This window comes from Kitasatospora sp. NPDC054795 (assembly GCF_053611565.1).
This window is the reverse complement of the sequence record NZ_JBSHAP010000109.1, coordinates 1-12,711: the sequence shown is the minus strand read 5'-3', so window position 1 is coordinate 12,711 and position 12,711 is coordinate 1. Positions and strand designations below refer to the sequence as shown.

The following is a 12,711-nucleotide window of genomic DNA, read 5'->3' as shown; positions in this document are numbered from 1 at the left end:
CCACCCCGTGCCCGCGCCCACCCCGTGCCCGAAGGAGCGCCGGGCTCAGGCCGCCCCGCGTCCGAAGGAGCGCCGGTAGGCGGTAGGGGAGGTGCGCATCACCCGGCCGAAGTGGTGGCGGAAGGTCGCGGCGCTCTCGAAGCCGACCGCCGCGGCGATCTCCTCCACCGACCCCTCCGGCGACTCCAGCAGCGCCAGGCTGGCCGCGATGCGCTGGGTGACGACCCAGCGCATCGGGCTGGTCCCGTTGCGGGCGGTGAAGTGCCGCAGGTACGAGCGGTCCGACATCCGGGCGGCGCCGGCCAGTTGCGAGATGGTCAGCGGGGAGGCCAGGTGGTCCAGCGCCCACTGCATGCTGCGGGCGATCCCGTCGTCCTCCTCCTCGACCGGGCGGACCGCCGCCTCGATGAACTGGGACTGCCCGCCGTCCCGGTGCGGCGCCACCACGAAGCGCCGGGCCACCGTGTTGGCCACCTTGGCGCCGTGGTCCCGGCGGACCAGGTGCAGGCAGAGGTCGATGCCGGCCGCGCTGCCCGCGCTGGTCAGCACGTCGCCGTTGTCCACGTAGAGCACGTCCGGATCGACCCGCACCGCCGGGTAGCGCTGCTGGAGCAGCTCGGCGTACCGCCAGTGGGTGGTCGCCACCCGGCCGTCCAGCAGCCCGGCGGCGGCCAGCGCGAAGGCGCCCGAGCAGATCGACACGATCCGGGCGCCGCGCGCGTGCGCCGTGCGCAGTGCCTCGACCAGGGCGGGGGAGACGCCGCCGCCCTGGCGACCGGGAGATGCCCCCACGCCGCCGAACGCGTTCGGCACCCCGGGGACCACCACGGTGTCGGCCGCGGCCAGCTCGTCCAGCCCGTGCCGGGCGGTCAGCGTGAAGCCGCCCACCGCCTCCAGTGCCGTACCGGGCCGGTCGGCGCACACCTTCAGCCCGTACCAGGGTGTCGCCAGCAGGCCGGTCAGCTCGGGTCGCGCCAGCCCGAACACCTCGACCACCACGCCGAGTTCGAACGGCGCCATGCCCGGGAAGGCGTACACCGCGACGTCGTGCACGGGCTCCGGGCGCCGGCCGATGGTGACGGCCACCGGCCGTGGCCCGACGGCGGCTTCGGCGACCGGGGCGCCGGCCGGGCCGGAGACGTTCTGCTCGGCCATGCGAACCCCCTGCTCACGGGTGGCGGAATGCCGGTGAGTGTAGCTGTCCCGGCCCCTTCGGAATTTTCTTCGAACCCGACTGCAACCTTCACCTCCGTCACACGTCCTTTGGTACGGGGGCGGAGGGAACCCGGCAGAGGGCGGCTGGGATGATCCCCCCGATCGCGATCTTGATCAGGTGGATCTGACGGAACGGCGGCCGCCGTCACCGTCCCGGGGGAAAGCGGAAGCGCACATGTCCATGGCCATCGGGCCGACCGTCGCGCCGGCAGGGGGGCGCGGCTTCTCCGTCCGCGGGGCCGTCGCCCTGCTGTTCGGAGCGCAGGAGGCCGGCGAGCCGCTCGCCGCCGTCGCCACCGAGCAGGAGGCGAAGCAGCGCCGCTCCGGGTTCCGGCTGCTGCGCGGCGGCCGGAAGCCCGCCGAGGACCGGCCCACCCTGACCGACCTCTACCACGCCCACCGGCTCGGTCTGGTCCGGATGGCGGTCCTGTTGGTCGACCACCAGGACCTGGCCGAGGACGTCGTGCAGGACGCCTTCACCCAGCTCTACCAGCGCTACGGCGAGGAGCTGGACGACCTCGACAACGCCCTCGGCTACCTGCGCACCTCGGTGGTCAACGGGGCCCGCTCGATGCTTCGCCGCCGCAAGACCGCCCGCGAGTACGTGCCGCCGCACGTGGCCGACGCCCCGTCCGCCGAGGACCACGCGGTGCTCAACGACGAGCACCGCCGGGTGCTGGTGGCCCTGCAGGAGTTGACTCCCCGCCAGCGTGAGGTGCTGGTGCTGCGCTACTGGTCCGACATGTCGGAGGCGCAGATAGCCGAGACCCTGGGACTGTCCCGGGGCGCCGTGAAGTCCACTGCCAGCCGCGCTCTGGACGCCTTGGAAAAGCACCTGGAGAAGGTTCGATGACCGACAAGCTCCCCCGCCGCATCGGCGGCGACGGCGACGGGCCGGCCGAGACACCGACGGAACGGCTGCTCCGCGAGGCGATGACGGCCCGGGCCTCCATGGTCACGGCGGCCGACCTGCGACCGGCCGCTCCCCCGAAGAACCGCATCCGCCGGCTGCGCCCGGTGTACGCCGTCACCGTGCCGCTCGGCCTGGCCGCCGCCATGGCGCTCGGCGTGCTCACCTTCCACGGCGAGCCGGTCGCCCAGGACCAGGTCCCGCCCCCGGCCGCCACCCTGACCGCCGTGCCGAGTCCGACGCCCGATCCGACCGGCGAGCCCAGCCCGACGGCCACCCCCGCCGACCCGGGCACCCCCACCAGTGCGGCCGAGCCGGAGGTCCCGGCCGCCGACGGCGTCTCCTCCTCCGCCCCACCGGCCTCCAACACACCGACCGGTACGGCGAGTTCGTACACCTTCCGTGGTGTCAGGTTCAAGGTTCCGGCCGGTTGGAAGGCGGTGCCGGTTTCGACCAGTCAGGTCTGCGTCCTGAGTCCGGGCGCTCCGACCGACCCGCAGCAGGGCTGGGACTCGGCGAAGTGCGAGCCGTACGGCGTCCTGGTCGTGGTCTACAACAGCCCGGACGAGATCGGCGGCGGTGCCTGGCCGACGACGGACGACCTGGTCGCCGACAGCGGCTGGGGCCACCAGCCGAACTGCCCGATCTGGGGCCGGCCCTACTTCCCCGAGAACGGCTACTCCTCGGTCGGCGCACCCGTGCGGACCAAGCCCACCGTGGCCGGCAGGACGATCGACAAGACCCAGTGGAACGTCACCTGCAAGCCCGGGGACACCTTCACCGCCCAGCTGTGGGGGATGGGTCTGGACCAGGTCTTCGTGGTGGCGAACGGGCTCAAGAGCGACTACCAGTCGGGCCTGACGGCGATCGTCAACAGCCTGGACGTGAGCGGCCACAAGTCACCGTCCCTGACCCCGTCCGACAAGGGCGCGAAGGACATTGCGATCACGGTCGACGGCGGCATCGGCGCCGGACAGAAGGTGTCCACCAACGGCACCCCGGTGACCTTCACGGTGACGTACCGGAACACCGGCCCGAAGGCCTACGACAAGCTCCAGCCGCTGGTCTACACGAAGGAGTACGCCGGGACGCCGCCGAGCGAGATGGTCATGATCAACAAGGGCAGGCTGGAGCGCCAGGACGCCGGCGTCTGGAAGGAGATCCCGCTCGGGATGGGCGGCGGCATGGACTACGCCATGGTGGGCCAGCAGGCCCAGTTCTCGCTCGCGCCGGGGGAGTCCAGGACGGTGACGTACCGGATGAGCCTCGACAAGCTGGACGGGCCCGGCACGATGCCGGTGTCCGTCCAGGCGACGCTGCCGTACGACGGCTCCGCGCCGCTGACCTCCCTGAAAGAGGTGATCGTCCCGGTGACGGTCGTGAAGTAGCCGTCCCAAGCGGGCCGTCGAGGCGCCGTGACCGGGGATCTCCCCTGGTCACGGCGCCTTTCGGTGTTCCGGGCGAAGTCCGCGAAAAATTTCTTCGAACCCGCCTGCAACCCCCCGGCGGGATGGACGTCTATCAGGGTGAGAGGCGGGGAGAGCGAGCCGGCGGAGCCGGGGGGCTCGGGCCGGCTCCTCGGGGCGCGACATCGGGCGCCCGTTCACCCGATCACCATCACCTTCATCACCACGTGTCCTTGGGGGGACTGTCACATGAACGCGTCCGTTATCGCCCGTATTGCGAAGATCGTCCCGCTGGCCGTCGTCGCCGCCGTCGGTGTCGCCGCCTGCGGCCCGACGAACGGCGGAGCGTCCGTCGCCGCCTCCGCTCCCGCCTCCACCCCGGCCGTCACCTCCTCGGCCACCCCCGGCGCGGGCGCCGTCCCGACCACCCCCGCCCCGGCCGCGCCGACCACCGAGGCGGCCCCGCCCGCCGCCGCACCCGCCGCCGACGCCCCCGCGGCACAGGCCCCCGCGGCCCCCGCCGCCGGGACCAAGCCGGCCGCGAAGGCCCCGGCCAAGCCGGTCGCTGCCAAGCCGGCGCCCGCCAAGCCGGCCAAGCCCGCCGCCCCGAAGGGCGCCCAGCCCGGCGGAAGCGGTGTCGGCATCACCTTCGGCGGCCTGAAGGAGAACCAGCAGATCGAGCTGAACGACCTGGTGTCCTTCTCCGTGACCTGGAAGAACAACGACGCCACCGGTACCCGCAACGTGGCCCCGGTGGTGTCGACCCAGCTGTACGAGGGCGCGCCCTGCTCGATGATCGCGATGGCGGAGGGCACCCTGGAGCGCAAGGACGCCTCGGGCTGGAAGAAGCTCGACAACCTCAGCACGGGCACCGGGATGGACTATGTGATCAACCGGAAGGACGGGGCCTTCACGCTCGCCGCCGGTGAGAGCCGGACCATCGAGTACCGGATGCGGCTCTCCTCGGCCAACCGTCCGGGCCGGATCACGATCGAGGCGGACGCCCCCGTGCCGAACTCCGCGGACTACCGCGACATGGCGAAGGCCGAGCTGAACGCCGTGGTCGTCGACCGCCACGCCCCGGAGGTGACCGGTGTGTCGGCGTCGAGCCTCAAGGTCGGTACGACCCCCGCCGAGTTCGGCTTCGTGGTCGCCGCGCCCGAGGGCACCGCGAACCTGCACCCCGTGGTGGGCCTGTCGAGCGCCAACTGGCTGACCCCGGACGACGTCACGCTGGAGGTGATGGCCGGCGGCGCCTGGAAGCCGGTCGAGGTGCGCGAGGACTGCAACGGTCTGACCGCGGTCGCCCCGACCGGGCTGGAGGTCAACCGGTGGGGCGACTCGGTCGATTACTCCTTCCGGATCACCATGAAGCAGGCCCCGCAGTTCGACGTGGACGTCCAGGTGGGTGCCGAGGCGAACGGCCACCAGGCCGCCCGCTGGCACGCTTTCGACCCCCAGGGCCGCCGGTAACGGACGCCCGCACCGAAGCCGAAGGGCCCGGCCTCCCACTGCTCGGGAGGCCGGGCCCTTCACCGTGACCCCGTCACGGCCGTCGTGCGGCGGCTCAGGCGAGCGAGGCCATCCAGGCCTCGACGTCCTCGGCGCTGCGGGGCAGGCCGGCCGAGAGGTTCTCGTTGCCGTCGGCGGTGACCAGGATGTCGTCCTCGATCCGGACGCCGATGCCGCGGTACTCCTCCGGCACGGTCAGGTCGTCCTGCTGGAAGTACAGGCCGGGCTCGACGGTCAGCACCATGCCGGGGACCAGCAGCGCGTCGACGTGCTCCTCGCGGCGCGAGTGGGCGCAGTCGTGGACGTCCAGGCCGAGCATGTGGCCGGTGCCGTGCAGGGTCCAGCGGCGCTGGAGGCCGAGCTCCAGGACCTTCTCGACGTCGTACACCGAGGCGTCCAGCAGGCCCCAGGCGAGCAGCCGCTCGGCCAGGACGCGCTGCGAGGCCTCGTGGAAGTCGCGGAACCGGGCGCCGGGCCGCACCGCGGCGATGCCGGCCTCCTGGGCGTCGTACACGGCGTCGTAGATCCGGCGCTGGAGCCCGGTGAAGCGGCCGTTGATCGGCAGGCTGCGGGTGACGTCGGCGGTGTAGAGGGTGCTGGTCTCCACGCCCGCGTCCAGCAGCAGCAGCTCGCCGGGGCGCACGTCGCCGTCGTTGCGCACCCAGTGCAGGGTGGTGGCGTGCGGGCCGGCCGCGGCGATGGTGCCGTAGCCGACGTCGTTGCCCTCGACCCGGGCGCGGCGCCAGAAGGTGCCCTCGATCCAGCGCTCCGAGGTGGCGACGGCCTGGCCCAGCTCGCGGACCACGTCGGTGAAGCCCTTGACGGTGGCGTCGCAGGCGGCGCGCAGCTCGCCGATCTCCCACGCGTCCTTGACCAGCCGCAGGCCGCTCAGGAACTCCTTGAAGCCGGCGTCCTTGTCCTCGTCCAGGGCGTCGGCGAGCGCGGCCTCCAGGCCGGCGTCGTAGCCGCGGACGATCCGGGTCGGCACGGCGGGGTCCGCGGCCTTCGCGGCCAGCTCCTCGGCGGCCTGGCGCACGTCGCGGGCGGGCAGGCCGAGCAGCTGCTCCTGCTCGCTCAGGCTGTGCCGGCGGCCGACCCACAGCTCGCCGTTGCCGTCCAGCCAGAACTCGCCGTTCTCGCGGTTCGAGCGGGGCAGCAGGTAGAGCACGAACGCGTGGCCGGCGTCGCCGGTCGGCTCGCCGACCAGCACCGCGTCCTCGGTCTGGTCACCGGTGAGGTGGACGTACTCGCTGGAGGCGCGGAACGCGTAGTCGGTGTCGTTGGAGCGGACCCGCAGGTTGCCGGCCGGGACGACCAAGCGCTCGCCGGGGAAGGCGGCGGAGAGCGCGGCGCGGCGCTCGGCCGCGTACGGGGCCTGGGCGACCGGGGAGAGGCCGTGCAGCTCGGTGTCGGCCCAGCCGGACTTCATCGAGGCGGCCAGCTCGTCGGAGATCTCGCCGTAGAGACCGTTCTTGCGGCCCTTGTGCTGCTCGGGCTCCTCGCCGCCCTCGGCCTCGGGGTTCTCGGCCACCGCGGGGGTACGGTCCTCGGTCACGTGCAACGCCTCCTTGGGGGGTGGTACCGCCGCCCCTCGGGGGAGGTGTCGGATCGCGACACGCGCGGGCGGCCGTGCGTCCATGGTACGGACGCCGGGCCGCCCGCCCCTTTCGGGTCCGAACCTTCACTCGAAGCGGGCCGCCAGCAGCATCAGGTCGTCGGTGGCGGTGCCCGCGACCGACGGGGCCGGGCAGACGGCCAGCAGGTGGGCGCAGAGCCGGTCCGGGTCGATCCGCACGTCGCGCGGGGCGTCGGCGGCGGCGCGGCGCAGGTTGGCCTGCCCGGCGTGCAGGGTCGGGCCGAAGCGGCGGGCCAGGCCCTCGGTGTAGAGCAGCAGGGTGTCGCCGCGCTCGGCGGTGAACTCGACCCCGGGGGCCTCCCAGCAGGCCAGCATGCCGAGCGGGGCGGAGAGCGAGGTCTCGACGAACTCGGCGCCGTGCCGGCCGACCAGGACCGGCGGGCAGTGCCCGGCGCCGGCCAGGGTGACCCGGCGCTCCTCGGGCTCGACCCAGGCGTAGACGGCGGTGGCGGAGCGGCTCGGCTCGGTGGTCTTGAGCAGCAGTTCCAGGTCCCCCAGGACGGAGACCGGGTCCTCGCCCTCCAGCACCGCGTACGCCCGCAGCGCGGCCCGGACCCGGCCCATCGCGGCGGCCGCGCCGGGGGCGGAGCCGGGGCCCGCGCCGGGGCCGTCGCCGGAGACGGAACCGACGGTGAGGCCGATGGTGCCGTCCGGCAGCGGGATCGCGTCGTACCAGTCGCTGCCGACGGAGCACTCCAGTCCGGCCGGGACGAGCCGGGCGGCCAGCCGCAGCCCGGCGGCCTGGGGGAGGCGGTCCGGCAGCAGGCCGCGGCGCAGCGCCTCGGTGGTGCGCGCGATCCGGTCCGCCTCCAGCTGCTTGGCGAGCAGCGGGGCGGCGATCTCGCAGTAGTGGCGGGCCAGTTCGCGCTGGCATTCGGTCGGTTCGGCGGGCTCGTCGTAGAACCAGAGGGCGGCGGCGAGCGGGCCGTCCTCGGCGGTGGCGAGCGGCAGGCCGTAGGCGCCGCCGAGGCCGAGGTGGACGGCGAGTTCGCGCAGCCGGGCGCCGATGGCCGGGTCCTCGGCGAGGTCGCGGGAGTGCAGCCGGGCGGGCCGGTCCCGTTCGCGCAGCAGCCGGGCCAGCAGGCTCTGCTCGGTCGGGACGGTCTCCAGGGCGCCGAGGCTGGCGCGGTCGAGGCCGAAGCCGACCGGCTGTCCGGGACCGCCGCCGGGCCGCCTGGTGACCAGCACGCCGCGCCGGGCGCCGAGCAGGGCGGCGCCGGAGGCGAGGACGGTGTCCAGGGTGGCGGCCAGGCCGCGGGCGCGGGCGAGCCGCTCGGTGTGCTCGTGCAGGCTGGTGATTTCGGACAGGCGTCCGGCCAAACGGTCCTGCACGGCGGCGGACGGCGCCGTGCGGGCGTCCGTCGTGCCGTCCAGGGCGTCGACGGGGCCGGGCAGGTCCGGCAGGTCGAGGACGGTGAGCCCGCCTGCGCAGCCGGGTTCGCCCGGCTCGGCGGTCGTCGTCGACGGGAGGGCCGTCAACGGGTGGGACTCGTTCATGCCGTCACTCCTGACGCGGTGCTACGTGCCATGCGAAACCCCCAGATACGGCCAATGTGGAGCGAGCACGGCCTTAGGGCGCGTTTCGCCTCGATTCGCTACTACTCGTCATTGATCGACAGCAATGCCACCACTTCTACACAGGCCATTCGGGGCATGTCCAGATCCAGGACGACGCGGTTGCCCGTTCCACATCCATCGCGACCCGGTCGCGGGGCGCGCGGGGTTGGTACGCGCGCCGGTCGGGCCGGGAGGCATGGAGCGGGCCGCGAACGGGCAGAACCGGGAGGACGGCCCGGGCGGCCGTCCGGATCGTATGTCCGTGCCGCCCGTGAGCCGGGCTGGCCGGAACTCTCTCACTCGTACGGTGGAACCAAGCGTGCCCGGGCGGCGTCCATCCGTCGCGTACGGGATTCTCGTTCCAAGGGCTGTGCCGGTGCGCGGCCCTCTCATGTCGTGCTCCACACCCGCTCCACGTCGAAGCCGCGCCGCCCGCCTTGCCGCCCGCCCCGCGCCGCGCCGCCCGGGGACCGTGCCGCGGCGGGCCCGCACGGAGGATCCCGACGGACGCCGGCGGGGCGGAGCGAACCGAGCGGTCAGGGAAAGGAACGAGCGCCATGCGTGAGAATCCGAAGGACCGGTCGGAGGAGCGTTCCGCCCGGCTCGCCGCGGCCCTGGCGGCCGCCGTCGACCACTGCTGGCCCGTGGTGCCGGGCGCCGTGCTGCGCGACGGCCGGTGCTCCTGCGGCGACCTGGACTGCACCGTCCCCGGCGCGCACCCCCACGACCCCTCGCTGCTGGCCGCCACCACGGACGCCCGGATGGTGCGCTGGTGGTGGGAGCGGCAGAGCCCGGACGCGCCGGTGCTGGCCGCCACCGGCTCCACGGTCTCGGCGGTCAGCCTGCCCGCGGCGGCCGGCGCCCGGGCGCTGGTCTACCTGGGCGCGCTGCGGCTGCCGCTCGGACCGGTGCTGGCGATGCCGGGCCGCTACGCGCTGTTGGTGGCCCCGTACTCGCTGGACATGCTCGGTGAGATGCTCGCCCAACTCCCTTGGGTGCCGGGCTCGTTGCGCTATCACGGGCCGGGTGGCTTCCTGGCGCTGCCGCCCGGCGGTGCGGCCGGAGGCCGGGGGAGGGTGCGCTGGGTGCTGGCACCGCGGCCGGGCGCCGGCGGCGGGGTCTGGCTGCCGCAGGTCGGGCCGCTGCTGGGGGAGTTGGTGGAGGCGGCGGTCCGGTTGGACAGCGGACGCTCGGCCTACTGAGGACCGCGGGTGCCGGGCGGGGCGCCGGGGCCGTCCGCGGGGCGGGTCCGGGGCCTGTGCGAGGGCTCGCGCCGGGGCCTCCGTCGGGGCCTTCACCGGGGCGTTCCGGAAAAACAAAAGATCCGGCCGCTGGCGACGGGGGATGCACCAGCGGCCGGACTCTTTAGACAGTAACAAGGATCTGCGCCCGCGCCAATTTCCAAGACGCCCTCCACGCCCGGAAATTGCGCGTTCACCGCGACAATGTGACGCGTATCACGCGGATCCTGCGCGCTTTAGTTCAGGGTGACCTGACGGTTCACCAGGTTCGCGCGGGCGCGCCGCTCCTCGGCGGTCAGCGGGGTCCCGTCGGCGAGCACGGCGGCGAGCCGCTCGGCGAACTCGGCGGCCGGCTTCTCGCAGTCGGCGGCGGTCATCGCGAGCGGGAGGTCCCACACCGGGACGGTCAGGCCGTGCGCGCGGAACGAGCCCACCAGGCGGGTGTCCGCGCCGAGCGAGGCCTCGCCGGCCGCGTTCAGCCGGGCCAGCGCGTCCAGCAGCTGCTCCTCCGGCACGGTCATCACCCAGCGCAGGTGGTTCTTGTCCGGAGTGCCGCACCAGTAGGCGGAGTCCACGCCGGCGAGCTTCTCGGTCGGGATGGCCGAGGCGTTGGCGCGCTCCAGGGAGGCGGCGACCTCGCCGGTGGCGGCCTCGGCGTCCTCCAGCCAGAACTCGAAGCCGGTGTGCACGGTGGGCGTGAACGCGGCCCCGGCGTCCAGCAGGTCCTGCAGGCGGCGCCCGCCCGGGACGGTCCGGCGGGCCGGCACCGGGCTGCCCGGCTCGGTGGCCAGGGCCAGCTCCAGGGCGTCCGCGAGGTCGCGGCTGAGGTCGCCGGAGGCGGACTGGGTCTGCAGGCCGAGCAGGATCGAGCCGTCCTGGCGGCGCAGGGCCGGCCAGGCCAGCGGCAGCACGGTGGCCAGGGTCACCGACGGGACGTCACCGGTGGCGCCGTCCGCCACCCCGGCGGCCAGCGTCAGCGGCACCGTGGCGGCGGGCACCAGCTCGCGCAGCGCCACCCAGTCGGCCTCGCCCGACAGGCCCTCGAACGGGCGGTGCACCAGCTCCTGCACCGCGTGGGAGGCCTCCCGGCCGTGACACGCCTTGTACCGGCGGCCCGAGCCGCAGGGGCAGTCCTCGCGGGCCCCGACCACGGGGATCTCGCCCGTGACGGCGGTGGTGGACTGGCGCTGCGGCGCCTTCTTGGCGGCCTTCTTGCCCATGCTGCGGCTCTCCCGGAAACGGTGGTCCTGTGTTCCGGGAAGCCTAACGACACATTCCCCGCGCCCGGCTCACGCGCTACGGGCATCGCCCCCGGTGCGCCGGGCGTGCCGGGCCCGGGCGGGCAGCGCCGCCCAGACCGTGACCTCGCCGGGGGCGTCGCGCACGCCCCAGTCGCTGGCCAGCTGGTCGACGATGCTCAGGCCGCGGCCGCCGCGCGAGGTCAGCGAGGGACTCGCGGGCAGCGGCCGGGTGGCCGCCCCGCCGTCCGTGACCTCCAGGGTGAGCACCCCGTCGGCGTGCATCTGCCAGCGGAACAGCACGCCGCCGTCCGGCTCGCCCGAGCCCTCGGCGGACTCCCGGCCGCCCGGTGCGGCGCGCGTCCCGGACGGGACGCCGACCAGCACCTGCCCGAGCACCTCGGCCCGGCCGCTGCGGCCCAGGGCCGGCAGCGGTCCGAGCGGGCGGGCGTATCGACAGGCGTTGCTCAACAGCTCGGAAAGGATCAGAACAGCATCATCGATGACCGGTTCCGGTATCTGCCGGTCACCCAGATCTCGACGCAGTCGGCGCCGTGCGACCCCGACACTCGCTGGGCCGTGCGGCACTGCCATGGTCGATGAAGTCGGCACTTCACGCGCCACCATCAACGCCACCCCCGGACCTCCTTCAGCGTATGCCGAGGGAGAGATGCCCCTTGGTAATGCGTCGGAAACGAGCACCGGACGATCCCGCGAGCCCATTTCGAGTGCGGCGACCGACGGTCGACATCAGGTCATTCCGTGCTCACCCTCTGTCGCCCGGGTGCAAGAATTCCGGCAATTTCGCGCAAGGAAGGTTTGACTGCCGACCAGAGTGATCGGATCGGGGTGATCGGATCGGGAGGATCCGACCGGGCCGACCGGACGCAAGTGACCGGTCGGAGCGACCGGTTCGGGGCGACCGGTTCGGAGCGACCGGTTCGGAGCGACCGGTTCGGGCGGGTGCGGCCCCGGACGCGCCGGCGGATCACCGGCCGAGCCGCGCCAGCACCTCCGCGGGCCGGTTGGTGATGATCGCGGACACCCCGAGCTCCAGGCAGAGCTCGACGTCGGCCGGCTCGTCCACCGTCCACACGTGCACCTCGTGCCCCAGCTCGCGCAGCCTGGTCACCAGCTGCGGGCGGGCCCGCACCAGCTCGATGCCCGGGCCGGCGATCCGCGCCCCGCCCGGCAGCGGCGAACCCTCGCGCAGCCGGCCGAGCAGCGGCAGGGTCCGCTCGAACAGGAACACCCGCCGGTACTGCGGCGCGGCGGCGGCCACCCGGTTCAGCGCGATCGAGGAGAAACTCATGATCCGGGCGGACGGGCGGTCGCCGCCCCGGGTCGCGCCGATCCCGAACCGCTCCAGCGTCCGCAGCAGCTCGGCCTCCACCCGGCCGCGGAAACGCACCGGGTGCTTGGTCTCGATCGCCAGGTCCACCGGGCGGCCGCACTCCACCACCAGCTCCAGCAGTCGCTCCAGCCGCAGCACGCCGCGCAGCTCCGGGTCGACGCTGGGGCGGCCGGTCTTCCAGGCGCCGAAGTCGTAGGCCTCCAGCTCGGCGAGGGTCATCGCCGAGACGGTGCCCCGGCCGTTGGAGACCCGGCCGATCCGGCGGTCGTGCACGCAGACCAGCGCGCCGTCGGCGGTGACCCGGACATCGCACTCCAGCGCGTCGGCGCCCTCGTCGAGCGCGCGCCGGTAGGCCGCGAGGGTGTGCTCGGGCAGGGCGTGGGAGGAACCGCGGTGGGCGATCACCTGGACGGACGGCACGGTGCGCGCCGCCGGCGAGGACAGGTCTGGGCTGGTCACAGGCCCAACGATAGGCGGCACAGGTGAAGCGCGGACAAAGACGGCCCCAACCTGTGGGGCCGTCTTCCTTCCCGCCGGGCCGCCCCCGCCTCGGCCGGCGCCGGGCGCGGAACCACAACTCCGACCCCCCCAGTCAATTTGACAACTCGGCTGCCCGAGGAGGCAAGGATGCGGGGGGTGTGG

The 12,711-nt window shown here is 74.0% G+C and carries 10 protein-coding genes; 4 read left to right on the top strand and 6 right to left on the bottom strand.

Features of this window, described 5'->3' with window-relative positions:
• Positions 1–45: 45 nt before the first annotated feature.
• Entirely contained in the window at positions 46–1,053 is a 1,008-nt protein-coding gene (locus ACWGJO_RS31180) for a helix-turn-helix domain-containing protein (protein WP_452188869.1), read from the bottom strand.
• A gap of 343 nt (positions 1,054–1,396) precedes the next feature.
• Here ACWGJO_RS31180 and ACWGJO_RS31175 point away from each other — a divergent pair, with 343 nt between their 5' ends.
• From ACWGJO_RS31175 to ACWGJO_RS31165, 3 genes are all read left to right on the top strand, one after another.
• Positions 1,397–2,068, top strand: coding sequence for an RNA polymerase sigma factor (locus ACWGJO_RS31175; protein ID WP_452188867.1), 672 nt, complete (start codon positions 1,397–1,399; stop codon positions 2,066–2,068).
• The gene (locus ACWGJO_RS31170; RefSeq protein ID WP_452188839.1) at positions 2,065–3,513 is read left to right on the top strand and encodes a hypothetical protein; all 1,449 of its coding nucleotides are present in this window, start codon (positions 2,065–2,067) and stop codon (positions 3,511–3,513) included. The genes ACWGJO_RS31175 and ACWGJO_RS31170 overlap by 4 nt, the downstream gene beginning before the upstream one ends.
• A 267-nt stretch (positions 3,514–3,780) precedes the next feature.
• Positions 3,781–5,004: a hypothetical protein gene (locus ACWGJO_RS31165; RefSeq protein WP_452188837.1), complete on the top strand. Its 1,224-nt coding sequence runs from the start codon at positions 3,781–3,783 to the stop codon at positions 5,002–5,004.
• Positions 5,005–5,098: 94 nt separating this feature from the next.
• Here the strand turns inward: ACWGJO_RS31165 and ACWGJO_RS31160 are convergent, their stop codons facing one another.
• Positions 5,099–6,598: an aminopeptidase P family protein gene (locus ACWGJO_RS31160; protein WP_387688777.1), complete on the bottom strand. Its 1,500-nt coding sequence runs from the start codon at positions 6,596–6,598 to the stop codon at positions 5,099–5,101.
• Positions 6,599–6,724: 126 nt separating this feature from the next.
• Complete coding sequence (locus tag ACWGJO_RS31155; protein WP_452188835.1) at positions 6,725–8,176, bottom strand: PP2C family protein-serine/threonine phosphatase; 1,452 nt, start codon at positions 8,174–8,176, stop codon at positions 6,725–6,727.
• 617 nt (positions 8,177–8,793) lie between these two features.
• Here ACWGJO_RS31155 and ACWGJO_RS31150 point away from each other — a divergent pair.
• Positions 8,794–9,438, top strand: a complete 645-nt coding sequence (locus tag ACWGJO_RS31150; RefSeq protein WP_452188833.1) for a bifunctional DNA primase/polymerase — start codon at positions 8,794–8,796, stop codon at positions 9,436–9,438.
• A 275-nt stretch (positions 9,439–9,713) separates the two neighbouring features.
• Here the strand turns inward: ACWGJO_RS31150 and ACWGJO_RS31145 are convergent, their stop codons facing one another.
• The 3 genes from ACWGJO_RS31145 to ACWGJO_RS31135 form a co-directional block, all read right to left on the bottom strand.
• Positions 9,714–10,697, bottom strand: coding sequence for a DUF5926 family protein (locus ACWGJO_RS31145; protein WP_359897787.1), 984 nt, complete (start codon positions 10,695–10,697; stop codon positions 9,714–9,716).
• A 69-nt stretch (positions 10,698–10,766) separates the two neighbouring features.
• Positions 10,767–11,351 (bottom strand): ATP-binding protein, encoded by a 585-nt coding sequence (locus ACWGJO_RS31140; RefSeq protein WP_452188831.1) that lies wholly within the window; start codon positions 11,349–11,351, stop codon positions 10,767–10,769.
• Positions 11,352–11,703: 352 nt separating this feature from the next.
• Entirely contained in the window at positions 11,704–12,528 is an 825-nt protein-coding gene (locus ACWGJO_RS31135; protein WP_452188829.1) for a glycerophosphodiester phosphodiesterase, read from the bottom strand.
• Positions 12,529–12,711: the final 183 nt, after the last annotated feature.